The following is a 25,016-nucleotide window of genomic DNA, read 5'->3' as shown; positions in this document are numbered from 1 at the left end:
TTCATTTACACCACCAGGGTTTCAACCCGTCGCTTGCCATTCAGGTTCTTCTAGAGCCTTGCAGCCCTGCGGGCGCATTGTTTATTTAATGGTTCTTGTGAGAAGAAAAACTCGTGAAATCGGCCGATAACACCAATATATAACTTGTTGTATCAAAATTAATAGAACGATGGGGTTTGATGAAGCCGCCAGTGTCTGACTTGTGATGATTTTTCAGCGGGCTGAGCCTTGTGGTAATGCTTTTAAAGACAGGGAGTATAGGGTTAATCGTGCCTGCATGCTGGGGTTCGAAGTGGGAGGAGACCTGTACTTCATACTTGGGGAGGTCAAATCTTTAAGCGTTGAGAAGAGAGGCCTTCACGACCTTCTGCTTTCGATGAGCGATACAGGTTTCCAGGGAAGGAGCCTGGGAGAGGCTTACAGAATCCTGCTGGAGATGTTCCGGGACCCGGATAACACTATATTTCTAGGGCTCGCGGGCTCTATGAGCACCGCAGGGATGTGGAGGATTATAAAATGGCTGGTGGAGAACAGGTTTGTCGACGTGGTAGTCTCAACCGGTGCAATTATAAGCGAAGACATATATGAGGCAATGGGGTTCAAATACTACAAGACCCTGCCCAGCGTAGACGATGAGACGCTGCTCAAGCATAAGTTTGACAGGTTCTACGACACAGTGGCGAGCGAACTAGACTACAGGAAGATGGAGAAGCTTATACAAGAGTTCACCGAGACCCTGCCGACTGATAGAACATACTCGACTGCTGAATACCTTTATTTATTCGGTAAATGGCTTAGTGAGAGAGGGGTTGACTCGATAGTCTCAGCCGCGTATAGGGCTGGAGTTCCAGTCTTCTCGCCCGCCCTAGTGGACAGCGCGTACGGTATGGGAACATTAATGGCCTATAGAAGGGGGCACAGAGTTGTTCTGGACATGGTGAAAGATTTCAACGACATCGTCGAGTTAGGGAGAAAGGCGAAGAAGCTCTCTGCAATATATATTGGAGGCGGGGTGCCTAAGGACTACGTGAACCTTGTCACGGTTGCACAGACACTTATAGCGGAATACGAGGGGGGTGTACACGATTACTATAAGAGCTTGGAGTACGTGGTGCAGTTCACAACGGACTCTCCACAGTGGGGAGGTCTCAGCGGGGCAACACTCGACGAAGCTGTGAGCTGGGGTAAAGTGGCCCCAACGGCCAAGAAGAAAACAGTCTATGTTGACGCTACAATAGCTCTCCCTCTAATCTCCCACGCACTGCTCGAGGCGGGAGTTAGACGAGAGAAGCCGTTCGATACTTCATGGTTCTTTAATAGAGGTTAGTCCACGCGGTCCTCTTAAATCCAGCGGGGTTTTTGAAACTACATCCCCAGACCTGGAGGGCGTGTTGATTGTTTTTAAAGAGGTATAACACTGTTATACCGATTTAGAGAAGGGTGGAGATAGGTGAAGCTTGCCGCTGTTGACACGATTAAATCGGAAATCCCGCCCCTGCCCGATTTCATAGAGACGTTGAAGGACATCCTAAAAGCCAAGTCTACACACCCCGTTATGATAGACGGGGGCGGCAGGGTTTTGAAGGGGATCGAAGTATACGCTTCACTCTGGGCTCTCGGAGCAGGGCTTGTACCTGTTGCCGAGCAGGCGGAGGAGCTTGGCGAGCGCATCCCCCTTGAAGCTCTGGACTATTACCGCAGCCTCACGAAGAATCCTGGGAGAGTATTTGAGAGCGTTGCCGAGCTTGCAGAGAAAGATGCCCCCACCCCTCTTGTAAGGCTGAAATCACTCAGTAAGAACGGTGCGAGGGTTTGGGCCAAGCTCGAATGGTATCATCCATTCAGCCTCAGCATTAAGGACCGGGTTGCTTCAGCTATGATATCCCACGCCTTGAAGAAAGGGCTGCTCAAGCATCCGAGGCTCTTCGAACCTACATCGACGAACACTGGGCTCGGGCTCGTTGGCCTGGGCAACTTCTACGGGCTCAAGACGAGAATCTACCTTCCATCAACTGCTCAGAGGTGCGTGGACTACTTGTTCGCAGCGATGGGTGCTGAAGTCTCGAGAAGAAGCGTCCCTTTGACAACGCAGTTAATTAGAGAAGTAATTGAGGATGCTGGGAGAGAAGGAGCTGTTGTCCTTAACCAGTTTGAAAACGATTTAAACCTTATAGCACACCTCCGCGGGACAGCGAAGGAACTCGACTACCAGGTGAAGATTAAAGGGCTGAAGCCGAGTTTAATCGTGTCTGGCATGGGTACCTCGGGTCACATATCAGCCCTATCGCTTTATTTTAAGAACATGTATGGAGGGGTGAAAGTCTACGGCGTTCAGCCCTCACAAGGCTCGTTCATACCTGGGTTGAGGCGGGTTGAGACTGGGATGAAGTGGATTAAGTATGCTGAACTTGACGGCGTTTTAGATGTCTCGCTTGAAGAAGCTCTCGAGGGAGTTATCCAAGTATCTAGAAGCGATGGTATCCTTCTTGGCTTGAGCGCTGGTGCAGCAGCGCAAGCCCTAAGTAAGCTGATAGATGAGGGGGGCGTGGAGGGCGATGCAATATTGATCGTCCCCGACCATGGAGTGAAATACATTGAGCTGTTAGAAACTATTCTAGCAAGACCTTGCATAAATGGATCCGGTGAAAACGCCGAGTCGAAAATCCGAAACATTCCGTTAAAAGCTTAATACCGTTACAGGCTTTCCCATAAGCTCAATTATAGATGAAAAATTTTTCAGGCCAGTTAATCCCGGTTACCTGTTCCAAAAGAAGCTCGGGAGATAATGCCTCGCTTTGAGACTTGACGCCATATACCACCAGTTAATCCTACCTCGAAGGATTTGATTATACGGTCGGTGTTTTAAGTCCGATACCACTCTTTCACTCCTCTCCAGTCCCTACGTAGTCAAGAGCTAAAGTTAATCCGAGAAGGCTTGGAATGCCGCCGCCGGGATTTGAACCCGGGTCACGGGCTCGAAAGGCCCGCATACTTGACCGGGCTATACTACGGCGGCCTATTTTTCAAAATAGTCTGTAGAGCTCTTAAATACTTTACCGGTCTGACGCGTGAATATTTAAAACCTCCGAGTGTTAATCACTTATTATTGAAGCGGCGGTCGTCTAGCCTGGACTAGGACGCCGGCCTGCCACGCCGGAAATCCCGGGTTCAAATCCCGGCCGCCGCACTGCTCTTATTTAAAGGAATTGCTCACACCAATGATTCGCCCTCCAATCCACAAGTACCGAGTTTTCATGCAATAATCGTTAAGAGCTGGGCTGGATACGATGAACGCGTCTCTTATAGTTCTTTTCGAAACCGCTAGCAAAACTAGCCCTTTTATCATTCAGGCTTTTAGAGGGGGTTGATGAGTGGGGGGATGAATTTAACACTACTAATTTTTCACGATTTCTAAATATGTTCTCCTTGAGGTTTTTCTCGATGTTTAACTCTAAGATTTGGTGTTGAGGAATATCTTTAGACAAGTCTAGTCGTAAGAGAGAGTAAAATACTGCATTGAGTCATTTAGATAACGCGTTATTGATCTCACTAATTATTTGTTCGAGTTCGCTGGGAGTAAATTCTCTAGGCGAAAGCCCTTTCCTAATAATCAACAATTTAGTCTCAGGCTTGCCTTGCTCCTTATCGAAGTCAAACTTCATGATAACGTCTGCTAGCGTGCTGTTTACTTTATAGAATTCCTCATCGATGATTCCACCTATCCTGATGACTAATCTTCCATCTAGCCTGTGATAATTTATCTCGTTATAGATGAGAGATACGTATTCGTCGCGATTTATAACGTAATAAGGCAATTCGACGCCATGGTAAATGACCACATCCGGTTTGTTTTTTCTAACCAGCTGGGTTTCCAGCGCTATAAGTTGCGTAGCCGAATATGAGTATGGATTTATACCATGAATGATCAGATAATTATCCAATCCCTCTATGAGCTTATGGAGAGCAGGCATCTCCCTGGAGATCGTCCGTTTCATCCACATCTTGAGGCTTTGTGGTGAACGCTTATAAGTGATCATTACTGCTCTGGCCTTATTGAGAAACAGCGTTGAAAGAATGAATACGAAGACGAACGGATCTTCGTTCTCTGGAGGATGTGAGATGAATAAGTGTTCGCTAGGCCTAAGATTCTCTACGACGCTGCTCAATAACTTGCTCGGGAGGTCGAAAGGCTTTGCTAGCGTGTGATCGATTGTGCTTAAAACAGGAGGTATCCATCCCTCGACCCCAACCATTTCTCTGATGCTTATCGGTATCTCCGAGATAAATAATGGGGAGTGTCTGAGCTTCCTCAGCTCTAAGTGCCGCACCAACAATCCTCTCTCGAATCTATACTTTAAATTTACGACTACATCAGCGGTGAACTCTATCCCCCCGAAATATAGCGTTCTCTCTCCAAAGGGAATCTCACCGATGAGGATGACGATTCCATCAATATTTCTAGCCAGCTCTGCGAAAAAGTTTCTGATGAATGCCCTTCTATCAATATCCTTTTCAAAGCTCTCGATCAATGGGTTTATTGAGTCTAACACGATGATGTTCGGGTTTTCACTTACAGATGCTGATATCTCCTTGATCAAGTCCTCGACACGTTTAATCAAAGGCATGCTCACATATTTGAAGAGACCCTTTTTCTCCAGCGACAATAAGTCCATACCGTATTTACTCATCATGGCATAGTACTTGCTCTTCTCTTCTTGGAAAGAGTAGTATATGGTTTTCAATCCTTTCAAAGCATTAGCATGACATATTTGAGTCGCAAAGGTCGTTTTACCTGCTCCAGGATAACCTGTTATCAACATGAGCGTGCCCGGTTTAAAAGCATCTCTTAATAATTCTTCAATGCCCGGGATCCCGGTTTCGAACATTGTTGTTGAAACCCGTATTCAACACTAAATAGTTAAATTTCTTTTTCAGGGATATATATTTTTAGACATGCGTTCGAATTTGGGGAGTCGAAATGAATGCTGATTCAATAGTTTATTGTATTGCGCAGTTTGAAATGTTTACTGCATCATTCTACGAGAAACTATCTCAGAGAGTAAGTGATGAGTCGGTATCGCTTATTCTCCAATTAATATCGATGGATAGCCGAACACACTCGCAAATCTTTGTGGAGTTAGCGAGGAGGCTGGGATTCCTTGAACCACCCGGTAACTGTCGAGAAATTGTCGGAGAGCCTTGGAGGCGAGTAGAATCCCTCACCTCTCGACTAGACGTTGCAATAGAAATCTCGCTGCCGGAGTATTTGAAAGATCTTGAGCTCGTGGAAAACTTTGTAGGCGAGGAAACGTTCACTCGAATCATCCTCCCCCTGCTGAAGGATGCTCTCTCGGAACGAGATGCGGGGCTAGCAGAAGCAACATCCTTGATAATAAACAAGATCATAGAGGATGAAAAACATCATGAGAAGCTCGTGAGGAAGGCTATGGATATCGCTGAAAAACGATCGGTTAAGAGAAAAACTCCTTGACCCTCTTTTTAAACTCTGATGGGTTTTCAAGGAACAAGTTTAAATAATCATCTACTATTCCATCGCCTTTAAACTTCGAGACTATGGGGTATATTATTAAGCGGGAGACTATTCGGATTGATGAATTGCTCCCATACTTTCTCTCAAGTATCTCCCTGAGCTCTGCTGGATTCTCGACGAGGAGCTCAATGCACGTCTTACCTTTATTCTTCAAACACGCTGATTCCAGGGAATAATATAAGCCCGGAGAGACTTGCCTCATATAATCTTCAACCAGCCTCCTTAAACCCTCCAACCGCGCCATAAGCTAACCCTTCTCTCTCGCTACTCCAATGACTCGGTTGAATCTGCTAAGACGGGTTTCACGAGCTCCTGGAACTCCTTCATGAGGTTGCTTCTAACCGGGTCTGTCAGCTCAATGTAAGATGGCGAATGGGCCCTCCTCCACGAGTAGATTACGGGAGTAACCCTACCCTCCCTATACTCGTAGTTCACTCTAACCACCGCGTCCGAGACTGCTGCGTTCATTTGACACCAATCTTTAGGAGTGCAGGAGCCGAATCGGAACACCGTCACGCCCTTGTTCTTATACCATGCGAGCTCATTTATCAGTGAGGACCAGTATTCGCGCGGATCTGCAACCTTACTGAATACCTCGACTCCGTGATAGATTACGATATCGGGATTCAACTGCTCGACCATTTGAACTGACGATGTGTGTAAAGCAATTATCGCTTCTCCAACGGGATTTATCGATTCGACCCTAAGATACTTGGTCAACAACCTTTGAGCATCATACCTGGGGATACCTCCATACCTAACTACTTTCTCGACGACTGCGTCCACTACCTCGTCCCTTGAGTAAGTATAGGAAATCAGTAATGCCTTGGCATTGTTCGAGACGAGGAAATCCAGTAATAATAGGACGGGAAGTCCCGAGCGGGCCATCGGTGAGTAAGTAATGAAGACGTTCTCCCCTTTCAATAGGGTTTTAAACACCGTCTTCGTGAGGGAGAGCTTCGATGAAAGGGGTTTTCCATTCCCGAGAGCTATTTTCTCAAACCTGGGAGGAGGATATACTCGTACACCAAAACCCTCGATAATGTTGAACGGTATTTCTACGACCTTGAGCGGGGCGCCTCTAGCCTTCCGGACCTCAAGTATCCTCGTCAACAATCCGTATGTAACCCTGTGCTTCAAAATAATGATTATGTCTGCGATAAACTCTATTGCTCCAAGATTGATCCTTTCTTCTCCCATGGGGATCTCAGCTAAGAGGACTAGCACACCCTTGAAAGTGCGGGAGAGCTCGTAAAAGTAGTTCTGCAAGACCATCCTCTGATCTTCTCTGCTCTTCAAAGGCTCGAGAAGCGCGTTGACGGAGTCGACGACTACCGCGTCAAAGCCTGCTTGAGCGATTAAATTGGATATTTCCCTGATCACCTCATCAACTACGACCATCATTGGAAGCCTTACATGCTTGAATAAACCCTTCTTCTCCAGCTCTTCTAGATCTATCCCTAGTCTTTTCATGTTTCTATAGAGCTTCTCTTTCTCTTCCTGAAAACTAATGTACAAACATTTATGCCCCAGTAGCGCATTGGCGTGGCAGAATTGTGATGCAAAAGTTGTCTTCCCAGCTCCGGGGTGCCCCACGACAGCTATTGTTGTCCCCGGGTACAATGCTTCACCAATAAGGGAGTCTAGCTCGCTTGTGCCGGTAGAATACTTCATATAACCGCTCATTTTATATATATCTTGCTTTGATTAAAAACATTAATTCAAGCGCGAGCCATGCTTTTTATACGATTGCTTACAATATTTAATCAGGGGCGACGATGAGTCCTGAGCCACTGCTGCCTGCTTTGCTTAGAAAGGTTGATTATCATTCGAAACGCATCGGGCTGGCACTCCGACTCGCGCTTGAGGAGTTTGTGTGTAAGGGGAGGGCGAGGATCGGTTGCATAGAATTGTTCTTCACGAACCCTAGGTTGTTCAAGGATCTTCTTCTCGAATACTACGAGGGAAGCATTGAATCAGTCAAATTCATAGTCAAAGAAATGATCATAATCCCAGTGTTCATGGTACTCGGAGAAAACCCCTATGGGAAAGAGGAGGAGTTAAGTGATTTATTCATTGAAAACCCGGAGAGGGCAAGAGATGAAATGGCTGAATTGTTGAGGAAGGTAAAGTAATTGCCGCGTTAAAATCGCTTACTCATTCATAACTCATTCTTAATTAAGTAAAACTCGAAGATCGCGTTTAATTATGTGCTACTTCCTATAGGATTCTATCGCCCTGGCTATCCGGTGTTTAGCTTCTCCCGCATCCCTCCATCCAACAACTCTAACCCACTTCCCTTTCTCAAGCTCCTTGTAGTGAGCGAAGAAGTGTTCTATCCGCTGTTTAACGGCTTCGGGCACATCGGTTATATCATTGATGTTTTCAAACCTCGGATCTATCTTGCCTGATGGAACAGCCACGATTTTAGCGTCCCGCCCCTTCTCATCCTCTGTCTCTAATACACCGATGGGCTTGACTTTTATGACGGAACCCGGTATTAACGGGTCGTATGATATTACTAATACGTCAACAGGGTCGCCGTCCTCCTCCAAGGTTCCAGGGATGAACCCGTAGTTGAAAGGGTACACCATTGAAGTGTATAGTATCCTATCCACTACCAAAACCCCTGACTCCTTATCGACCTCGTATTTAACGCCTGAGTTCACTGGTATCTCTATTACGACATTTACTTCCTCAGGCGCCTTGGACCCGGGCCCGATTTTATCATACACGCTCATGCCTACCACCGTGAAACTTCTAAGAATTATTAAATGAGTACTGGTTTAAAAAACAGTAAAGCCTAAAGCCTCAGGATGAATGAGGATGGAATGCCCTCCTTGACTACGACAGTAATCTTGTTGGGGACTTCCACGCTACTCCAGGGCTCTAACGCCTTCTTCAAGTTCTGTAGTGAGAGTATCGTCCTGTTTATCCTCTCAATAGCTTCTTCAATGACCTGGAGCTCGGTGACAGGGTCTGGGTTGACGAGTATCTTGGCATCCTTCAAATCAATTACCTTCCCCGCACCAGATATCTCCTCGCCAGCCAGGGACTTGAGCAGTTCTCTGAGTTTTTTCGCTTGTTCAGCCCTTGCTCGAGCATCTTCCAGCTTCTTGAGATTTTCAGCGAGCTGCTGCCTCAGGGAAGCTATTGATTCGTCGATGAATTTTATTACTTCGGCAAAGGAAGAGTACTCTTTAATTATCTGACTCATTCAAATCCTCCTCTAATACGACTTAATAATAATTGATTTTTTCATTATAAAAATTTTTCCGAAAAATCATTCTCTAATTAGCGTAAAAGGAGGGGTATTTGCGAAGGCGTGTCAGCAACCGGAATGCCGGCTTCCTCGAGAGCCCGCCTCTTCGACGCGTAATCACCTATGCCCATCGATATGATGGCGCCGGCATGCCCCATTCTCTTACCTGGGGGAGCCGTCCTACCTGCTACATAAGCTACTACAGGCTTCTTTACTGAAAGCTCGGCGTAGTATTTAGCAAACCTCTCCTCCGCGTCTCCCCCTATTTCGCCTATTAATACCACGTGAGTCGTTGCATCATCCTGAAGGAACATCTTATAAGCATCTATGAAGTCGAGACCAGTGACGGGGTCTCCTCCAAGCCCCAGCACAGTGGATACTCCGTATCCGTGTTTCCCAAGCTCTCGGGCCACCTCGTATGTCAGCGTTCCACTCCTCGAAACCAATCCCACCCTTCCCGGTTTGAAGACGTGAGAGGGCATGATCCCAAGCTTAGCCTCTCCGGGAGTCATGATGCCGGGAGTGTTTGGACCAACGACAACTACTCCCTTGCTCCTAGCGTAGTTCACAAACCTCAGCTCCTCGTGCAAGGATATACCCTCGGTGATGACAACCACCAGCTTGACTCCATTATCGACCGCTTCGTACACTGCGTCCGGCGCGAACCTCGCCGGGACGAATATTATTGAAGCATCAACCTCGCCGTGCTCGCGAACTATCTCTCCAACGGTATTGTAAACTGGAATGTTGTGGACTGTTAACCCCTTCTTCCCTGGCGATGTGCCAGCAACTATCCTTGTCCCATACTCCAGCATAAGCTTGGCGTGGAAGCTTCCTTCCCTCCCAGTAATCCCTTGAACTATTGCCCTGGTCTCCTTAGATAGTAAGATGCCCATCACTCACCACCTCTAGCGTAGGAGACTGCTTTGGAGACCGCTTCATCCATCTCCGAGTACGCAGTGATACCTTTCTCGGCAAGTATTTTCCTCCCCTCCTCCTCGTTGGTTCCAAGCATCCTGACAACGATGGTTTTTGACACGCCGGTTTCCGCCAAGGCGTCTACTATTCCACGAGCTACTTCATCACACCTGGTTATCCCGCCGAAAATGTTCACTAGCAATACTTTGACCTTCGGATGACTTAGCAGTAGCTTAACGGCCTCCTTAACCCTATCTCTACCAGCTCCACCACCGATATCGAGAAAGTTCGCTGGTCTGCCCCCGTAGTATAGGATGGCGTCCATGGTGGCCATTGTGAGCCCGGCTCCATTACTTATCACGCCTATGTCGCCGTCGAGCTCAACATAATTGAACTCCAACTCCTTCGCCTTCCTCTCGAAGCTCGACAACCCTCTCCCAAACAAGGGCTGGAGCTCCGGGTGCTTGAACAAGCTGTTATCATCGACGATGATCTTAGCGTCAAGGGCTACGAGTTTACCGTCGCATGTGAGGGCGAGAGGGTTGAACTCCACGAGCTCCGCACTATAATCCGCCATGATCTTGTACATTGCTGAAAGGATCTTGTCGACGGATGCACTTAACTCCCAGGGCAGACCCATGAAAACCGTTGCCTCCCTGGACATGTAGCTTGTGTAGCCAACCATCGGGCTCACCGGCATCTTCTTGATCATGTCAGGATGCTTCCTAGCGAGCTCTTCTATCTCGACACCACCCATTGAAGAGACCAGGTAGACCGCTTGCCTCGAAGCCCGGTCGACAGTTATGGATACATAGTACTCGCGGGAGATGCAAACCTTCTCCTCGACAAGGAGTTTCTCAACTTTTTCACCCTTAATCTCTCGCCCCAAGAGGCTCTTTGCCTTCTCGTAAGCCTCGCCGGGAGTTTCAGCCTTTAAAACCCCGCCCGCTAGACCCCTGCCTCCAACCAGGACTTGGGACTTCAACACTACAGGTCCCAGCTCCTCTGCTACTTTCAAGACTTCCTCAGGGGTTGAAACAACCCTGCCCCTTGGAACGGGGACCCCATAGTTTCTAGCGATCTCCTTGGACTCGTACTCGTAGAGTTTCAAGCAGAAACACCGGTTTAAGTATATGTTGGCACTGATTAAAAAGTAAACCAAGACATGCGAATCAGCTAAGAAGGATGAAATAGTGCGGGGAGTGGGATTTGAACCCACGCAGGCCTACGCCACCGGGTCCTCAACCCGGCCCCTTTGGCCAAGCTCGGGCATCCCCGCTTCAAAAATGTTTAATGCATACTGGGCTTTTATATTCTTTAACCGGCTACTACATATTTTGAAAAAGGATGTCCGAAATGTATGTCGAAGCATCTCCGAACGATTACCATGTCCTCCATCCCAGGCCGGTGTATTTGATCGTCTCCAAGGGTAAGGATGGGAGATTAAACGTGATGTCTGCATCCTGGGTTTCACCCATCTACGACGACCCGTTACTGATTGCTGTATCCATTTGGAGAGGTAGTTTAACTCATCGAAACATCATGGAGACGGGGGAGCTCACGATAAACGTGCTGGGCGAGAATCACGTTGAACTGGCGTGGAAGGCGGGCTCTGAGTCAGGTGCCGAAGTGGATAAGTTCAAACTGCTCAACCTCAAGCCAACTCCTTCCAAGTATATTTCAACGCCCGGGCTTGAGGGCGTCTTAGGCTTTGTCGAATGCGTTGTAAAGGAGAAAATACCGGTGGGAGAGTCAACGCTGTTCATCTGTGAATCCAAAGCGATTCACGTGGATGAAAGCGTTTACGAAAAATACGGCTGGAACCTGTCTAAAGCGAAGATACTTCTCCACTTGGCCGGCAGAAGCTTCACTACTACTGGCAATCTAATAAGGGCTTCCAAGTAGTTTAGTTAAAACTCTTATATCTCACTACATCATTAATATCTCATGTGATGAGGATGCCTCGGGTTAGAGCACAACTAGTTTCGTGGGAGGAGATCGTAGACTGGACTTGGAATCTTTCCAGGATAATCCGAGAAGACGGTTTTAAACCAGACCTAGTCGTCGCCGTGGCTAGAGGCGGCTTTGTCCCCGCGAGACTTCTGTGCGATTTTCTCGGTATAGACAATCTAGCGAGCATACAAAGCCAACACTGGACTGAGGCAGCGAAAGCCGAGGAAAAAGCCGTTATCAAGTTCCCCACAATAATAGATGCTTCAAACCTTAACGTGCTAGTAGTTGACGACATAGTTGACACGGGTGAGACGTTAAAGCTTGCCAAAGAGTTCATAGCTGAGAAATGGGGTCCGAGAAGCGTTAAAACCGCCGCGTTACAGTGGATTAGCCCTGTTGCCAAATACAAGCCAGATTACTACTACATAGATGTCAGAGAGTGGATATGGTTCCAGTACCCGTGGACGAGGCTCGAAGACACCTACCAGTTCATTAAGAGAATGGTGAGCGAAACATTCAAGGAAACCGGAAAACAAGAGTGGAGTTATGAAGAGATAGTCAAAGGGTTCAAAGAGTGGTATGGAATAGACGTAGGCGAAAAATACTATCGCGACGCCCTGAGAATACTCGTGGAGAAGAAAATACTCGAGTATGACGATGTCAGGCAAATGTACAGATTCAGGGGTTGAGCCGTGCTCGTAGAGCCCAAGCATAGGGCTACCATAGGAGTGATCGGTGGAAGCGGTATTTACGATCTACCTGGGCTTGAAAACCTTCGGGAGATCAAAGTCTACACTCCTTATGGAGCTCCAAGCGATAACATCATCATAGGAGAGCTAAAAGGAAAAACTATTGCCTTTCTCCCAAGGCATGGGAGAGGCCACAGGATACCCCCGCATAGAATAAACTATAGGGCTAACATTTGGGCGTTGAAGACGATCGGGGTGAAGTGGCTTATAGCCTTCTCAGCCGTCGGGAGCCTGAGGGAGGACTATAGGCCCGGCGATTTCGTCGTACCCGATCAATTCATAGATATGACTAAGGGTGTCAGGGATTTCACGTTCTTCGAGGGAGGAGTTGTAGGTCACGTGAGTTGCGCCGATCCCTTCTGCGAGCATTTGAGACGCATTATCCTGGAAGCGGCCTCTGAAACCCCGGGTATAAGAATTCACGGGAGGGGAACATATGTATGCATCGAAGGACCCAGGTTCAGCACGAGAGCGGAGAGCAGGGTTTGGAAAGATGTTTTCAAGGCAGACATTATAGGGATGACTCTAGTGCCGGAGGTTAATCTCGCATGCGAGGCTGAAATGTGCTACGCAACAGTGTCGATGGTTACTGACTACGATGTGTGGGCTGAGAAGCCTGTGACCGCTGAGGAAGTCGTCAGGACCATGTCGGAGAATACCGTTAAAGCTAAGAGCTTGCTTCCAAGAATCATTGAGAAACTCCCGGAGAAGCCGGATGAGAAGTTATGCAGTTGTTGCAGAAGCTTAGAGAGCGCGCTGGTCTAGCGAGCTTCACGAGGCTAGTCGAGGATTTAGAAAGAGAGGCTAGTAGAGTATCGGAGACGATCGAAGCCTTTTTAACCGGTAGCCGAAAGCCTTTGATCATAGCCTATAATAGGCAAGGATATCTCCCAGCTTCGACCGCGCTATGGCATGTATCAACGGTTGACCCCGAGCTCAACGTCTTCATCAGCGACGTACCAGCAGTATCTCTATACGGCTTAGCCTATAGAGAGGGGTGGAGAATCCTAGTTTTTGCGAGCAATCCATACGCGGGATTGTTGAACATAATGCAGGTGGCTAGGCTACTCAATCATGAAATGCTAACTGTCACCGTAAAGCCCGCGGACGAGAGAGTTAAGAGTATCCTAGACCGCTACAACCCAGTCTACATTGATAGAGGGGATGAGCTTGAAGCATCTCTCGTGATGGCTTTCGCAGTGAATCACGCTCTCTCAGGCTTGTATAAGGGTAAGCTTGAAGCGCGCGGGGCCAGGCTATTCCAGCACAGCAGGGAGGGGTTCGTAGGACTTGTGGACGAGCTAGTCGAGAGGTATTCCGACCCCCTTGCCAAAATCCTATCACTTGAGGACGCTGTGATTACTTCGAGCAAGCTCATGGAGGCCCCCTCCCTCTTCCTTAATGAAGCATTAAGGCGTGTGGGCTTAAAAACTCGGTACGAGTATGCCGAGAGCGTTACTGGGCCGGGTAACTTAGTTCTAGTATCGACAAGCGTTGAAGAATACTACGTCAGAGAATTGAAGTTCAAGTACGCTCGCATGGGCTTGAAGGCGTTCGAGCTCATGTTTAATACAGACCCCTTGGAGGCCGGATTATACTTAGCACTCCTATCACTTTACGTTGACAGGTTGAGGATACTTTAAAATACCCTATCTCCACATTTTCATGAGAGGGGATTCAATGCCTATTAGACTCGGCAAAAAGCACGTTGATCTAGCATTGATCGTATCTTATTTGGGAACAGCTATCTCGACCTATATTGTAGAACTCTACTATGTTGTAGCCGGTGCCATCGTAGTGCTCGCGTCGATGATTCTTGTATCCAAGTACGCATCCACCCGCAGCATTAGTGAGGCCAAGGCCCTTTCATATCTCTCCACGACTTCGATTATCCTAGGGGGTTTAACAGGCTTATTGTTGAACGGCTTCTCGAGCCTCTCCAGCATACTCTATGTTGCTGGATTGGGCATGCTCGCCCTAGTATACTCAGTAATAGTTTCATGGGGTTGAAGAGTTGAAGATAGGTATTATCGACTACAGGAGGCAGCCTCCCCGAAGCGTGGTCGATCTAATGGAGGCTGCAAAGAAGAGAGGAGTTGAACCAGTGTATTTGAAGCTCCCCCTCCTTGACGCTGTGATCGAAGATGGTAAAATCGTCGTTAAGGCGCGGGATGAGCCTGTGAGCATCGATGGTGCAGTACTTCGCGGCATCGGGCTCGTTATGAGCCTTGATGTCTTCGAGAAAAGGCTTGGAGTTCTTGAGACCTTGTCGAGCATTACAACGGTTATCAACAAACCTTCAAACGCCCTAGTAGCGAAAGATAAGTGGAGAAGCCTGCTCAGACTATCGCTCCATGGGCTACCCGTTCCCGACACCATGGTGACTGAGAACCCCTTCTCTGCAATGAAATATACTGAGAGAAAGAAGAAAATAGTCTATAAACCTCTAATGGGGAGTTTGGGGCTTGGAAGCGCGCTGATCGAAGACCCTGACCTCGCTTTTCAAACCACTAGGAGCTTGATGAACGTTGGGGTCGCAAGCTACCTGCAGAAATTCCTCGAGAAGCCGGGTTACGACTACAGGGTTTTCGTCGTCGGGGACCGCGTTATCGGCGCCATGAAGAGAGTGAGCAAGTCCAGCTGGAAAACCAATATTGCCAGAGGAGCTGTTGGAGAACCCGTGAGAGAGGCTGATGCGCCTGAAATCTTTGATACAGCTTTGAAGGCTTCATCAGTGCTCGGGCTTGACTACGCAGGAGTAGATATTGCCGAAGACGTTTCAACAGGGAAGCATTACATCCTCGAAGTAAATGCTTTCCCATATTGGGAGGGGTTGAGGTCGGCTACCGGGGTTAATCCGCCCGACTACATTATTGAATACTTAGTCGAGAAGATTAGGAAGTAGTGTTTCCTCCCTATGGCATTATTTTAAATAACTTCAAGCATAATTGTTTTCGATGATGAATAGCGAACCGTCGGATACGTGAAGAAGAGCTCTCAGCCTGACTAATACACATTAATAATTCCTTGTGCAGTAAAGCATTATCTAGGTGTGCACGTTGGTGAACGAAGTAACAAGGAGCTTTTTACACGGGGCTTTAACGGGTCTCAACGCGTACTTCAAACCCGGGAGCCTGCACAGGTTGAAGCCTTTGAGAATCTTCGATGAAGCTTCATGCAATATCGTCTCATCAATACATGTTATAGATGAAGCCTTCTCCATAGGGGAGAGGGTGAGGAAGGGCGAGCTAAGCTTTGCGAGCGTAGAGCTTGGAAAACTCGCCGGCAGGCTGATGCGAGAATCATACAGGTTCTGCGGCAACTGCCATCCCTCCTACACCATCCCCCTACTGGTCTTGTCGATTGCGATAGGACATAGTAACGTCGTGAGCGTTTCAAGCGACACCAGCAAGTTCAAGAGGAGCTTGGACCTAGTGCTCTCGATTAACAAGTGGGGAGAGGTTAAGGCAATGATTGATGCTTTCAAAACCGTAGGTAGGGCAGACCTGTATGAACATTTATCCTCTACGGGCGTAGACCAGATAACGATAGTGCAGTCGGGCGTTTCCTTCAGCGAGGTCTTCAAAACGCTCGGCTCCAAGCAACCCGCTTTCACTCTCCTCGATTCGCGTGAAACCCTCGTATTCAACTACTTGAAGAAGATCGCAGAGTATTACAGGAAGGCTAAGGATTTGAACAACGCCTTGGTCGCCATCTACTTGGACATCGCAGAGCCCTTCATGACTTCTGATGCTAAAAGGATTATCGACGAGGCCAGGAGCCTAGGCCTGATGACGAGCAAGGAGGGGGCGAGGAAGCTATACGAGGCAGACCTGCTCCTAGGCAAACAGGGGGTAAGTCTGAATCACTACGCTGACATAGTATCGGTTCTCGGTGCCCTAGCGGTCTTCGAAGGATTTACTTAGGAGGCCCCCTAATCCAATCCATAATGCTCCTTCTCCCCGTTGAGGCCTCAAAGGTAACTATTTTACGCCTTGCGGGAAGGGATGCGTTGATAATTGGGACGTTGTTCAGTAAAACACGTTCAACAACCCCGTTATGCGCGTGAGCGTGGAGAACGAGGTCTACAAGACCCGTTTTTATGACATCGCTCATCCTGGGGGACGCGAGGTAGGGGTAAACAGCTGGGTCCTCGCCCTTGAGGTTTGAGTAGGTTACACCGTAGTGAGAAGCCAGTACCGTGTAGCTTGCCGAAAAATTCTTACACTCTCTAAGAAGGCTCTCGATCTTCTCGGGGAGGCCCCTGTAGTAGGCCGCGATGCCAGGAATGTTCTTGGCCTGCCATGGAGTCGGTTTTTCCAGGGCACCTCTAGTGCCCACTATGCACATCCTAAAGCCTTCTAGTTCGAAAAATTTTGACTCGTCGTTAAGCCATACTACTTCACGGTATTTTGAGACGTATTTTTCCTCGAAACCCCTGTACTCCTCGTTCCCGAAAACGCTGACCACGAGAACGTTTTGAAGGTTTCTCCTTATCAACTGGATCACGTGGCCGAAGGCCTCCACTGAGTTCTTATCAACGTTGTCGCCCAGTAGTATGAATACATCGGGCTTGACGTTCAGCTCGCCGAGGGATTTAGCGAATAACTCAAGAAACCTCGGTGAGTGAACATCGCCTGTAGCGGCGATTATCAACAGTATTCCACCTAATCGTTAATTTTAAAAAACTAATAATATATCTCTCTAGTAGATGGTGGTTTAAATGACCAGCGGTTTGATTAAGGGTGTCAACAAGCCAGGACATAAGGGGTGGACGAGCGAGAAATGCATAATATGTAAGACCAGCATCGATCTTTTCGAAGCCTACGAGGAGAACAACGCCTACTACTGCCCTAAGTGCCTCAGCCAGGGCATCAAAGCCTACTTCTGCGGGGCCGATGCTAGAAGGGTCCACTACAAGTGCCCTTACTGTAAATCAGAGTTAAAGCCCTACTACCCTATTTAAAAACGTTTTCAGCCTAGTTCCCGACAAAACTGTTGCTGGAATCCTCATCCACGTGGGTCTGCTAATGAGCTTTAAAGCCGACTTACATATTCACTCACGATATAGTGATGGAAGGGCAAGCCCTAAAGAGATTGTAGACTACGCCGTAGCAAGCGGATTATCTATCATATCTATAACTGACCACGATACTTTTCACGGAAGCATGGTGGCCAGCAGGTTGTCATCGTCATCGAACAACATCGTCGTGATCATGGGGGTGGAGGTAAGGACGATTGATGGAGACGTCTTACTGTATTGTCGGGAAGCCGTCGATTTCCCCAGAGCACTGGATGCTCTAATAGATAAGGCTAGAGAAAACAATTGCCTAGTCGTCCCGGCACACCCGTTCGACGTAATGAGGTTTGGAATAGGCGATAAGGTTTTCGAATACAAGGGGTGGAGTGCTATAGAGGTTTGGAATGCAGGAGCTACAACTGGTGCAAACAAAAAAGCTGTGGAAGCTGCAAGAATGCTCAACCTGCCGGGGATTGCTAATAGCGACGCACACATTCTCGAGCATGTCGGGGTTGCCTACACTCTTGTAGACGCTAAAGACTTGACAGTCTCCGAGGTCTTCGAGGCATTATTGAAGGGCAGGGTAAAACCCGTACAGGGTAGATACCCCTTTCGCTCGATGGTGAAAAGACTGTCATGGAGCATTGAACACAGAATAAGGAGTCTAGGCGGGATCAGGGAGTGAAAGGAGATATGTAGACTCCGCCTCCAATGCTCACAGCATCCTCTGGCGGCGATTCCTCGTAGAACTCGACTGTTTCTAGTTTATGCAAATCCACAATCTCCTTTAAAGCCTCCTCTAATAGAGATGGTAGATATACTTTGTCTCTAAGGGGCTCGCTAAACCTTATATTATTCTTCTTCTTGTAGCTCCAGATTGCGGAGTTCACCTCTATTATCGTTTCGGCAAGCTTTGTTGAGGCCTCGGCGAATTCTTCATCGGGTTCAGGGAACTTCTGGACGTGAACGCTCTCTCCATACAGCTCCCTGTATATCGCATCGGTAATAAACGGCATTATGGGAGCCAGCATCCTGAGTATTCTTCGGAGAATATAGTGCAGAGTGTACCATGCACCGTACTGTTCAAGCTTCGAGTACTTCTCCTCCCGGTTGTACGCCCTAGACTTCACCAACTCGAGATAGTTCGAAGCAAAATAATCCCATGTGAAACTATATATCAGGTTGGCAGGCTCATAGACGTCGAGCTCGCTGTAAGCCCTGTCGACCTTAACCAAGATCTTGTTGAACAGGGCCAGCGTTGACCTGTCGATAGGTCTCAGCTCATAGTCCTCCGGCTCGGGGAAGTTCGACACGAACCTCGCTATGTTCCAGAGCTTGGTGGCGAACAAGAGCCCGGTTTTAATCAACTGTTCGCTGAACCTATAGTCGTATCCAAGCTTACTGCTTGCCGCTGCCCAGTATCTAAAGGCATCAGCACCATACTTCTCCACGTAGGGCTCGGGGTCTATGACGTTTCCCTTAGACTTATGCATTGCCTCGCCCTTCTCGTCGAGACCCATCCCCGTTATCCTGACCCATCTGAAAGCCGGCTGACCAGTCAACAAGTATGTTCTCAAAATAGTGTAGTACAGCCAAGTCCTAATGATGTCCTGACCCTGTGGTCTCAGAGTGTTTCCGAAGGCCTTCTTGAACAATTCAGGGTTTCTCAAGTACCCTGTGACGTATAGGACTGATATGCTGCTGTCAAACCATGTGTCGAAGACTTTTCTCTCACCCTCGATATCCTCGGCCGGCGCACCGCAGACCGGGCATTTATCCCATGGAGGCGGGTCTCTCCATGGACGGTAGTATCTCCCGGGCTCTGGTATCAGCGTGGAGTCGCATCTCCTACATCTCCACACGGGGACTTCTGTCGCATAATACCTGTCCCTGCTGATGGGCCAGTCCGTCGAAACACTATAAACCCAATCCACGAGCTTCTTCTTGTGCATCGGAGGTTTGAAATCCATCAGGTCAATAGTCTCGAGTATCTTGTTCTTGAATTCAAGTTGCTTCAGGAAATATTCGCGGGAATGAATTATTTGAACGGGGGTCTTACACCGCCAGCAAACAGGGACGTTGTGAACGTGTTTCTCCCTCTTCTCCAGCCTTCCCCTGGATTCTAAAAGCTCCACAGCCCTCCGCCTAGCTTCATCGACCCTTAACCCCGCCAACTCTCCAGCTTCACTGTTAAGTCTTCCATCCCTGTCTACGATGATCACCGGCTCCAATCCCAGTTCTCTAAACATTTTAACGTCTACTTGATCCCCATAGCTACACACCATTACCAATCCTGTTCCAAACTCCGGATCTACCTCCTCATACCCGAGTATCGGCATCTCGTGACCGTAAAGGGGGTTTATGGCATGCATGCCCTTATACTTGACATACCTCTCGTCAGACGGGTTGAACACGAGAGCTTTACACGATCTAAGCATCTCCGGCCTCGTCGTAGCTACTATAAGGTCCTCGCCCGTCTCTAAAACCTTGAACCTGATGTAATATAATTCTCCCTCCTCCTCTTCATGCTCAAGCTCAGCGTCCGCGAGACTAGTCTTACACCTTGGGCACCAGTTCACCGGTCTCTCCGCCTCGTATATCAGTCCCTTCTTGAAGAGCTCTATGAAAGTGGCTTGAGTGAGAGTTCTATACTCGGGGCTGTCGGTACCGTTTACCCAGTACTGGAAGCTACATCCAAGCCTTCTCCAGACGCTCACTATGTCCCTTTCCGCCTCATCTAGGAATGCCTTACATGCCTCGAGAAACTTCTCCCTGCCATCGGGGGTCTTAGCCATTTCGTGAGGATTAACCCCCAGCTTCTTTTCAACTTGGACTTCGACGGGAAGGCCGTTCCTGTCAGCGTAAAACGGGACCAATACGTTGTATCCTTTCATCCTGAAATACCGAGCAATCATGTCTATTTGGGCATAGTGAGCGGCTCCCCCTACATGCCACTTCCCGCTGGCATACGGTGGGGGAGTATCTATAGCTATTACTTCTCTCAAGTCTTCAGGGGAAAACTCGAAAGCTCCTATTTTCTCCTTCTCCCATTTACTCAGTAATTCCTTCTCTTTGTCGAGGCTCCACCTCGTCTCCTTGAGCCTAGGCGTGTACTCCTCCATGTTAAACCCTTTAAATAAACTGATACAATTATTTCTCATGTGCATGGAGAATATAAAGAATTGCTCACCGTGCAGACTAAGCAGAATAGGGGAGAGCCGGCCTTAGAGGTAATTCAATCACAAGCTATGTGGAAGGGTTCCGGCAACGGAGGTTTACAACCTATTATCCTCCACGACAGCTCATATATCCTTGAGATTTCGTCGTAGCTTGGCTCTTTCTTCAACACCCATTTAACACTAATGGTCTCTTCGACTCCCGAAATCCTAGCTCCCACTATGATTACTTGGTCTATGATTAATGAAAAATCCTTGGGAAGTATAGATGGATCAACGCGTTTGAACATCATGCATACTCTATTGTCAGAGACGCATTTTTCTTCATGACCGCTGAAAAACCAGCCCTTCCTGTAGACGTCGACTGATGCGATGAACTGGTCTCCATCCCTGAGGAGCACAACCCTGAAGTAATCGCTGAAGTAGTACTCGCTTACTTGGATTTCACCGCTATCCAAATAGTTCACCGTAGAATCCGCTCGACTATCCTAGACTATGAAACGGGCTTATATACTATGCCGAGCGCATCCCCTATCTCATACGCTTTCCTTAATTCCTCGCGGGTGAGGCGTCTTTTAATGTCGGGATACTTATCCGGGTATTTCAAGACTAAGTGTTCCGGTCTATACTGCTCCATTATGTTCACAAGCACCCTCGGCGTGTTTTGAGAAATCCATTCTAAAACCCTTCTCGTGCAACACTCGATATGGTTCGGTAGGACGAGATGCCTAATGATCATGTCTCCGTTTTCGTAAGCGATCTTATGATTTCTAGTTACGACCTCCCAGTAATTCCTCACTCTGCTGAGCCTCCACGCGCACTCATCGGATCCGTACTTGAAGTCAGGCAACCATATGTCTATCACATCTATCAAGAGCTTCATGGACTCTAGGCTCATGTACATATTACTGTTCCAAAGCTGGGGCGTATTCACTTTAACGTGCTTCAGACTCTCGAGTATGAAAGGCAAGTGTGGAGTGGGCTCTCCCCCTACATGGTTTATATTGCGCGCCCCGCTATTCCTTAACGACTCCTGTATCCTCGCCAAGCCCTCGGCAGTGAGCCTCTCACCGCTCCTAGGGGAGACCTGGCTTATATCGTAGTTTTGGCAGAAAGCACACTTGAAATTACACCCCCCATAGAATATTGTTCCACTGGGTACCAGAGGGGCTTCCTCGCCCATATGGTGGAAGTAGGAGTGGACGATGCACTCCCTATCCATTGAGCAAACTCCAGGCTTGCCTCGACTCCTTAGAGCACCACACCTTCTCTCACACAACCTACATGGAGAGTATAGCCTGTAAGCCAGAGCTATCTTAGCGTCAATGAGACTGTATTCAGGCTCCTCAAGCTTATCAATACTCAGGGCATCATTTCTAACTTCATCGAATATTTTCTTAAAGTCTAATGATGCTTTATCGTGGATCCTCCATAGTTCCTCGGTCGGCAAATCCATCCTGTATGGATTTTCTTCGACTCGGACGCGTTTAGCTATCATGAACTTAGCTGGCCTCAAATTCTTCATCACGCTGTAATACCATGAAAGTCTCTCGCATACATCCGGATCATCCCATACTAGAATAGCGTCGGGTCGTGCACGAATCATCGTTATAAACCATTCCAAAACTCTCATCCACTGGTAAAAATTCTTCAATACCCCTTATCACTCTTACCCAGGGAGTTTGAGCTAAGCTCAGAGAGAAGATCACCCACCAGTTTCTTCGTCCTCGCCGCCAGTTCTTCAGCTAGAGTCCTCGAGTAGTTGAAGAACAATTCACTGTCGAGATTGAAGATCTTCTCTTCAAAATGCCTGAGGGTTTCTTCCAAACTCCTCCCATGCTTGAAGCTGAACAGGAATACTCTGAGAAACCCCACAACTCCGAGAGCATCCAACTTATCAGCATCGCTGACAACGAGTGCTTCCGTAGACTCCGGGTTCACTTTCTCCCTCCTCCTATAGGAGAAGCTGTGGAATAGGATCGCGTTGACGACTCTGCGCTTGAAGCTTGGTGGAGCCTCCATTTCTCCTAGTAATTCTTCCGCTATCAGTCCAGAATAGTAAGCGTGAGGTTCTCCGACCATCCTACCGAGGTCGTGTAGGAGGACTATCGTCTTTAACAATTCCCAGTTTACCTCTAAATCCTCGTGGAAAGAGATCCTCTTAGCCCAGTTCAACACTCTCTCTACATGGGGAAACCCGTGGTCAAAATCCCCTCCGAGGAGGCTCCTGGATAACTGCTCCAGTATACTTAAGTTCACTCGGAATCACCCGTGCATTTTAAAAACTCTTCGACTACTTCAAGAGGTAGTTCAATATTGAACTTTTCAAAGATCTTCGACTTAGCAACCTCCGGGTTCAAGCCTGAATCCGCGAGGACGCCAGTTAGAAGCCATGTTACAGAGTCGAGCTTTACGCATGGAATGCCTGATTCTTTACATACTATTCTCCAAGCATGAACCAGCTCCCCTCTATAGGGATCCCTCATCAGCTTCTCTGCACAGACATCTAACCCTCCATGACACCCTCTCACGATGCAAGACCATAAGGATAGCCTTGAGTTCCTCGAGTCTATTGGGAGGTCGATATCTTCCCCAGTATCCCTCCCGCACGCTGAGCACAAATAGTAATACATCTTCACCGCGAACAAAATCGTCTTAGAATTCCTGCTCGTATTCAGCGAGGCCGCTAGCTCGTTCCTCAATGCGTTGAGACGCGAACAATATCCCAGACCATCTACGCTTAACTCCCTACTAAGCTCGCTTTTGAAGAATGCTTGAATCCTCCTTATCTTTTGATCTATTAAGCGAGCGAGGTCTCTCCTATCCGATAGGAACCGGATAAGGGCTCTTTCCGGAGTGCCTTCGGAACGTGAAATATATTCTGCGAGCGCAGTCCAATACTCCTCTCCTCTCACGTTGAGCTTGTAGCTTGCAAGGGAGTTACCCAGCACGATTAGCGCGGCCTGACTACATCCTTTCGCTTCCACTATCTTCTCTACCGCTCGGTACTGTGGATCGTTTCTCTCGAAAACATGAGTAAGGTGCGAGAAAACTTTTAGCATTCTCCCTATCTCTCTAGCTCTCTCCAAATCAATGATCATTCCCAGAAGCCTCACCCAGATATATTTCTACTCGTTATTTATAAGTTGTTGAAGCCAGTATCCTTGATATTGGTGTGTTCATGGCTGGAAACAATATAATATTTATAACCGTCGATAAGGAACGAATCTCGCCCCTAGCTACATCGGAGAAGCTAGTAGTGTACGATATGGATTCGAGGAGAATTATCGCCGAGATACCTTCCCCGAGAAACGACGTAGATACTCTCGAGGAACTGCTCGAAGAATACGATGCAAGCATCCTAGTCACCTCGGGCATAGCTGACGAGAAAGAATTCGCTGTAGAGGAAGCAGGGGTCAGAGTATACGTTGTAAAACCCGTGAGGTTCAAGGAGTTTATAGAGAGTATTTAATGGGGGTAAAAGTGATACCGCACTTCCTCATAGATACTTTGTACTCCAAGCTCAAAGGAAGCCTGTACGAAATCTTTGGAGAGAGGGGCTGTGTTAAAATATTCGAGGAGAATGTGGAGGCCTACGGCTCCTTTGAGAAAACTATCACGTATGCTTGTAGAAGCACTATGGCTTTTATCAACTTGAGAGGCGACACAGTGTTGATCGATCTCATAGGCGAGGGGTCGGAAGAGCTGTTTCTTGAGATCAGTAAGCTGCTACCGCTTGAATACTCTTTCGCGAGGAGAATGTTGAGAGGCGTGGGCGACGCGTATTGACCCTAGAGAATGGTTGCGCCGATTTTCTCGCTAAAGTTTAAAATCATTAGTGATATTAAACGTCCCTCCTTCAGCCTAAACACGACGTCACCATCCTCGCTTAACACTTCTTCATCAGCGTCGCTGGTCTCATCCGTGAAGTTTATGTAAAGTATGTCGTTCTGCCGATCGTATTCTATCCAAGCATTTCCGATGTTCTCCACGAAATACTTCTTCTCCAAGTCTCACACCTACAACGGGGATGCTACAACATCTGAGAAGTCCAAGGGCAGTGGCTGATTCTTCGCCTTGTACTCGTCGAATTTCTTCTCTAAGAACGCCTTGAACACCGGGCATGTATCGAATTTTCCCTCTCTGTCGCACTTCGTCCCGAGAGTTATGAAACACATCTTCGTCCTCTTGTCGAAGTAAGGGCATATCTTATGGTATTGTTTAGCACTCTTCATGATCCTGTTGACCCATCGTTGCTTCTCGTCGACCGGCTTCTTCTCCTGCTTATCCATAAGCGCTTCGTTCAGCTCCTTGTCAGTTATTCGCGTCGAGGAAGACATTCGATTCTCACCTCTTCAACCGAGTAGATTCCTGGCTGATAAAAACT

The 25,016-nt window shown here is 47.9% G+C and carries 30 protein-coding genes and 3 tRNA genes; 16 read left to right on the top strand and 17 right to left on the bottom strand.

Translation table 11 applies throughout. The features are described from left to right. Positions 1 to 277: 277 nt before the first annotated feature. Positions 278 to 1,327 (top strand): deoxyhypusine synthase, encoded by a 1,050-nt coding sequence (locus QXH45_01170; GenBank protein MEM2077863.1) that lies wholly within the window; start codon positions 278 to 280, stop codon positions 1,325 to 1,327. A gap of 123 nt (positions 1,328 to 1,450) precedes the next feature. Beyond that, the gene (locus QXH45_01165; GenBank protein MEM2077862.1) at positions 1,451 to 2,689 is read left to right on the top strand and encodes a pyridoxal-phosphate dependent enzyme; all 1,239 of its coding nucleotides are present in this window, start codon (positions 1,451 to 1,453) and stop codon (positions 2,687 to 2,689) included. Positions 2,690 to 2,941: 252 nt separating this feature from the next. On the opposite strand, the gene QXH45_01160 is transcribed toward QXH45_01165, so the two are convergent. Then, positions 2,942 to 3,016: transfer RNA gene (locus QXH45_01160), tRNA-Glu, on the bottom strand. A gap of 95 nt (positions 3,017 to 3,111) precedes the next feature. On the opposite strand from QXH45_01160, the gene QXH45_01155 reads away from it, so the two are divergent. Then, a tRNA-Gly gene (locus QXH45_01155) sits at positions 3,112 to 3,187 on the top strand. Between the two features lie 334 nt (positions 3,188 to 3,521). Here the strand turns inward: QXH45_01155 and QXH45_01150 are convergent. Beyond that, positions 3,522 to 4,886 carry an ATPase domain-containing protein gene (locus QXH45_01150; GenBank protein ID MEM2077861.1) on the bottom strand — a complete coding sequence of 455 codons (1,365 nt, stop codon included), beginning with the start codon at positions 4,884 to 4,886 and terminating at the stop codon, positions 3,522 to 3,524. A gap of 92 nt (positions 4,887 to 4,978) precedes the next feature. On the opposite strand from QXH45_01150, the gene QXH45_01145 reads away from it, so the two are divergent. Continuing rightward, a complete protein-coding gene (locus QXH45_01145) occupies positions 4,979 to 5,491 on the top strand; it encodes a hypothetical protein (protein ID MEM2077860.1) in 513 nt (170 codons plus the stop codon). On the opposite strand, the gene QXH45_01140 is transcribed toward QXH45_01145, so the two are convergent. Both QXH45_01140 and QXH45_01135 read right to left on the bottom strand, forming a co-directional pair. Further along, the gene (locus QXH45_01140; protein ID MEM2077859.1) at positions 5,472 to 5,795 is read right to left on the bottom strand and encodes a hypothetical protein; all 324 of its coding nucleotides are present in this window, start codon (positions 5,793 to 5,795) and stop codon (positions 5,472 to 5,474) included. The two genes, QXH45_01145 and QXH45_01140, sit on opposite strands and share 20 nt — an antisense overlap. Positions 5,796 to 5,815: 20 nt before the next feature. Then, on the bottom strand, positions 5,816 to 7,237 hold the full coding sequence (locus QXH45_01135) for an ATPase domain-containing protein (protein MEM2077858.1): 1,422 nt from the start codon (positions 7,235 to 7,237) through the stop codon (positions 5,816 to 5,818). A gap of 92 nt (positions 7,238 to 7,329) precedes the next feature. Here QXH45_01135 and QXH45_01130 point away from each other — a divergent pair, with 92 nt between their 5' ends. Further along, a complete protein-coding gene (locus tag QXH45_01130) occupies positions 7,330 to 7,686 on the top strand; it encodes a hypothetical protein (protein ID MEM2077857.1) in 357 nt (118 codons plus the stop codon). Positions 7,687 to 7,764: 78 nt separating this feature from the next. Here QXH45_01130 and ppa read toward each other — a convergent pair whose 3' ends face one another. The 5 genes from ppa to QXH45_01105 form a co-directional block, all read right to left on the bottom strand. Continuing rightward, positions 7,765 to 8,292 (bottom strand): inorganic diphosphatase, encoded by a 528-nt coding sequence (ppa, locus tag QXH45_01125; GenBank protein ID MEM2077856.1) that lies wholly within the window; start codon positions 8,290 to 8,292, stop codon positions 7,765 to 7,767. A 62-nt stretch (positions 8,293 to 8,354) separates the two neighbouring features. Next, a complete protein-coding gene (locus QXH45_01120; GenBank protein MEM2077855.1) occupies positions 8,355 to 8,768 on the bottom strand; it encodes a hypothetical protein in 414 nt (137 codons plus the stop codon). A 77-nt stretch (positions 8,769 to 8,845) separates the two neighbouring features. Continuing rightward, on the bottom strand, positions 8,846 to 9,709 hold the full coding sequence (gene sucD, locus QXH45_01115) for a succinate--CoA ligase subunit alpha (protein ID MEM2077854.1): 864 nt from the start codon (positions 9,707 to 9,709) through the stop codon (positions 8,846 to 8,848). Continuing rightward, complete coding sequence (gene sucC / locus QXH45_01110) at positions 9,709 to 10,842, bottom strand: ADP-forming succinate--CoA ligase subunit beta (protein MEM2077853.1); 1,134 nt, start codon at positions 10,840 to 10,842, stop codon at positions 9,709 to 9,711. The genes sucD and sucC overlap by 1 nt, the downstream gene beginning before the upstream one ends. Before the next feature lie 83 nt (positions 10,843 to 10,925). Then, a tRNA-Leu gene (locus QXH45_01105) sits at positions 10,926 to 11,010 on the bottom strand. A gap of 68 nt (positions 11,011 to 11,078) precedes the next feature. Between QXH45_01105 and QXH45_01100 the strand changes: the two genes are divergently transcribed. The 7 genes from QXH45_01100 (at position 11,079) to QXH45_01070 (ending at position 16,359) form a co-directional block, all read left to right on the top strand. Next, the gene (locus QXH45_01100; GenBank protein ID MEM2077852.1) at positions 11,079 to 11,636 is read left to right on the top strand and encodes a flavin reductase family protein; all 558 of its coding nucleotides are present in this window, start codon (positions 11,079 to 11,081) and stop codon (positions 11,634 to 11,636) included. A gap of 53 nt (positions 11,637 to 11,689) precedes the next feature. Then, positions 11,690 to 12,373: a phosphoribosyltransferase gene (locus QXH45_01095; GenBank protein ID MEM2077851.1), complete on the top strand. Its 684-nt coding sequence runs from the start codon at positions 11,690 to 11,692 to the stop codon at positions 12,371 to 12,373. Between the two features lie 3 nt (positions 12,374 to 12,376). Further along, positions 12,377 to 13,198, top strand: a complete 822-nt coding sequence (locus QXH45_01090) for an S-methyl-5'-thioadenosine phosphorylase (GenBank protein MEM2077850.1) — start codon at positions 12,377 to 12,379, stop codon at positions 13,196 to 13,198. Continuing rightward, positions 13,159 to 14,076, top strand: a complete 918-nt coding sequence (locus QXH45_01085; GenBank protein ID MEM2077849.1) for a hypothetical protein — start codon at positions 13,159 to 13,161, stop codon at positions 14,074 to 14,076. The genes QXH45_01090 and QXH45_01085 overlap by 40 nt, the downstream gene beginning before the upstream one ends. A gap of 37 nt (positions 14,077 to 14,113) precedes the next feature. After that, the gene (locus tag QXH45_01080) at positions 14,114 to 14,443 is read left to right on the top strand and encodes a hypothetical protein (GenBank protein MEM2077848.1); all 330 of its coding nucleotides are present in this window, start codon (positions 14,114 to 14,116) and stop codon (positions 14,441 to 14,443) included. Between the two features lie 4 nt (positions 14,444 to 14,447). After that, positions 14,448 to 15,338, top strand: coding sequence for a RimK family alpha-L-glutamate ligase (locus QXH45_01075; GenBank protein MEM2077847.1), 891 nt, complete (start codon positions 14,448 to 14,450; stop codon positions 15,336 to 15,338). Between the two features lie 157 nt (positions 15,339 to 15,495). Continuing rightward, positions 15,496 to 16,359 (top strand): hypothetical protein, encoded by an 864-nt coding sequence (locus tag QXH45_01070; protein ID MEM2077846.1) that lies wholly within the window; start codon positions 15,496 to 15,498, stop codon positions 16,357 to 16,359. Here the strand turns inward: QXH45_01070 and QXH45_01065 are convergent. After that, a complete protein-coding gene (locus tag QXH45_01065) occupies positions 16,352 to 17,089 on the bottom strand; it encodes a metallophosphoesterase (protein ID MEM2077845.1) in 738 nt (245 codons plus the stop codon). The two genes, QXH45_01070 and QXH45_01065, sit on opposite strands and share 8 nt — an antisense overlap. Before the next feature lie 67 nt (positions 17,090 to 17,156). Between QXH45_01065 and QXH45_01060 the strand changes: the two genes are divergently transcribed. Next, the gene (locus tag QXH45_01060) at positions 17,157 to 17,399 is read left to right on the top strand and encodes a hypothetical protein (GenBank protein MEM2077844.1); all 243 of its coding nucleotides are present in this window, start codon (positions 17,157 to 17,159) and stop codon (positions 17,397 to 17,399) included. A 64-nt stretch (positions 17,400 to 17,463) separates the two neighbouring features. Then, complete coding sequence (locus tag QXH45_01055) at positions 17,464 to 18,138, top strand: PHP domain-containing protein (protein ID MEM2077843.1); 675 nt, start codon at positions 17,464 to 17,466, stop codon at positions 18,136 to 18,138. Here QXH45_01055 and QXH45_01050 read toward each other — a convergent pair. The 5 genes from QXH45_01050 to QXH45_01030 form a co-directional block, all read right to left on the bottom strand. Next, positions 18,128 to 20,575, bottom strand: a complete 2,448-nt coding sequence (locus QXH45_01050; protein ID MEM2077842.1) for a valine--tRNA ligase — start codon at positions 20,573 to 20,575, stop codon at positions 18,128 to 18,130. The genes QXH45_01055 and QXH45_01050 overlap by 11 nt on opposite strands. A gap of 113 nt (positions 20,576 to 20,688) precedes the next feature. Then, complete coding sequence (locus QXH45_01045; protein ID MEM2077841.1) at positions 20,689 to 21,087, bottom strand: hypothetical protein; 399 nt, start codon at positions 21,085 to 21,087, stop codon at positions 20,689 to 20,691. Between the two features lie 35 nt (positions 21,088 to 21,122). After that, positions 21,123 to 22,262 carry a radical SAM protein gene (locus QXH45_01040; protein MEM2077840.1) on the bottom strand — a complete coding sequence of 380 codons (1,140 nt, stop codon included), beginning with the start codon at positions 22,260 to 22,262 and terminating at the stop codon, positions 21,123 to 21,125. A 17-nt stretch (positions 22,263 to 22,279) separates the two neighbouring features. After that, the gene (locus tag QXH45_01035; protein MEM2077839.1) at positions 22,280 to 22,888 is read right to left on the bottom strand and encodes an HD domain-containing protein; all 609 of its coding nucleotides are present in this window, start codon (positions 22,886 to 22,888) and stop codon (positions 22,280 to 22,282) included. Continuing rightward, positions 22,885 to 23,730: an N-glycosylase/DNA lyase gene (locus QXH45_01030; GenBank protein MEM2077838.1), complete on the bottom strand. Its 846-nt coding sequence runs from the start codon at positions 23,728 to 23,730 to the stop codon at positions 22,885 to 22,887. Before QXH45_01030 ends, QXH45_01035 begins: the two co-directional genes overlap by 4 nt. A gap of 80 nt (positions 23,731 to 23,810) precedes the next feature. On the opposite strand from QXH45_01030, the gene QXH45_01025 reads away from it, so the two are divergent. Then, a complete protein-coding gene (locus tag QXH45_01025) occupies positions 23,811 to 24,101 on the top strand; it encodes a NifB/NifX family molybdenum-iron cluster-binding protein (GenBank protein MEM2077837.1) in 291 nt (96 codons plus the stop codon). 11 nt (positions 24,102 to 24,112) lie between these two features. Next, on the top strand, positions 24,113 to 24,418 hold the full coding sequence (locus QXH45_01020; protein MEM2077836.1) for a hypothetical protein: 306 nt from the start codon (positions 24,113 to 24,115) through the stop codon (positions 24,416 to 24,418). 2 nt (positions 24,419 to 24,420) lie between these two features. On the opposite strand, the gene QXH45_01015 is transcribed toward QXH45_01020, so the two are convergent. Both QXH45_01015 and QXH45_01010 read right to left on the bottom strand, forming a co-directional pair. After that, the gene (locus QXH45_01015) at positions 24,421 to 24,639 is read right to left on the bottom strand and encodes a DUF2283 domain-containing protein (protein MEM2077835.1); all 219 of its coding nucleotides are present in this window, start codon (positions 24,637 to 24,639) and stop codon (positions 24,421 to 24,423) included. Positions 24,640 to 24,648: 9 nt separating this feature from the next. Continuing rightward, complete coding sequence (locus QXH45_01010; protein ID MEM2077834.1) at positions 24,649 to 24,969, bottom strand: hypothetical protein; 321 nt, start codon at positions 24,967 to 24,969, stop codon at positions 24,649 to 24,651. Positions 24,970 to 25,016: the final 47 nt, after the last annotated feature.

Origin of the sequence: Thermosphaera sp. (genome assembly GCA_038827615.1) — an archaeon.
In the GTDB taxonomy this organism is placed as follows: Archaea; Thermoproteota; Thermoprotei_A; order Sulfolobales; family Desulfurococcaceae; genus Thermosphaera.
The sequence above is the reverse complement of the archived record's forward strand: the minus strand, read 5'-3'. Positions and strand labels throughout refer to the sequence as shown.

Coding starts and splice junctions, on each gene's coding strand:
- QXH45_01130 (MEM2077857.1), top strand. CDS start 7,330: ATGAGTCCTGAGCCACTGCTGCCTGCTTTGCTTAGAAAGGTTGATTAT.
- QXH45_01145 (MEM2077860.1), top strand. CDS start 4,979: ATGAATGCTGATTCAATAGTTTATTGTATTGCGCAGTTTGAAATGTTT.
- QXH45_01140 (MEM2077859.1), bottom strand. CDS start 5,795: ATGGCGCGGTTGGAGGGTTTAAGGAGGCTGGTTGAAGATTATATGAGG.
- QXH45_01050 (MEM2077842.1), bottom strand. CDS start 20,575: ATGGAGGAGTACACGCCTAGGCTCAAGGAGACGAGGTGGAGCCTCGAC.
- QXH45_01170 (MEM2077863.1), top strand. CDS start 278: ATGCTGGGGTTCGAAGTGGGAGGAGACCTGTACTTCATACTTGGGGAG.
- QXH45_01060 (MEM2077844.1), top strand. CDS start 17,157: ATGACCAGCGGTTTGATTAAGGGTGTCAACAAGCCAGGACATAAGGGG.
- sucD (MEM2077854.1), bottom strand. CDS start 9,709: ATGGGCATCTTACTATCTAAGGAGACCAGGGCAATAGTTCAAGGGATT.
- QXH45_01030 (MEM2077838.1), bottom strand. CDS start 23,730: ATGATCATTGATTTGGAGAGAGCTAGAGAGATAGGGAGAATGCTAAAA.
- QXH45_01085 (MEM2077849.1), top strand. CDS start 13,159: ATGCAGTTGTTGCAGAAGCTTAGAGAGCGCGCTGGTCTAGCGAGCTTC.
- QXH45_01080 (MEM2077848.1), top strand. CDS start 14,114: ATGCCTATTAGACTCGGCAAAAAGCACGTTGATCTAGCATTGATCGTA.
- QXH45_01040 (MEM2077840.1), bottom strand. CDS start 22,262: ATGAGAGTTTTGGAATGGTTTATAACGATGATTCGTGCACGACCCGAC.
- QXH45_01135 (MEM2077858.1), bottom strand. CDS start 7,237: ATGAGCGGTTATATGAAGTATTCTACCGGCACAAGCGAGCTAGACTCC.
- QXH45_01025 (MEM2077837.1), top strand. CDS start 23,811: ATGGCTGGAAACAATATAATATTTATAACCGTCGATAAGGAACGAATC.
- QXH45_01010 (MEM2077834.1), bottom strand. CDS start 24,969: ATGTCTTCCTCGACGCGAATAACTGACAAGGAGCTGAACGAAGCGCTT.
- ppa (MEM2077856.1), bottom strand. CDS start 8,292: ATGAGCGTGTATGATAAAATCGGGCCCGGGTCCAAGGCGCCTGAGGAA.
- QXH45_01120 (MEM2077855.1), bottom strand. CDS start 8,768: ATGAGTCAGATAATTAAAGAGTACTCTTCCTTTGCCGAAGTAATAAAA.
- QXH45_01095 (MEM2077851.1), top strand. CDS start 11,690: ATGCCTCGGGTTAGAGCACAACTAGTTTCGTGGGAGGAGATCGTAGAC.
- QXH45_01100 (MEM2077852.1), top strand. CDS start 11,079: ATGTCCGAAATGTATGTCGAAGCATCTCCGAACGATTACCATGTCCTC.
- QXH45_01055 (MEM2077843.1), top strand. CDS start 17,464: ATGAGCTTTAAAGCCGACTTACATATTCACTCACGATATAGTGATGGA.
- QXH45_01150 (MEM2077861.1), bottom strand. CDS start 4,886: ATGTTCGAAACCGGGATCCCGGGCATTGAAGAATTATTAAGAGATGCT.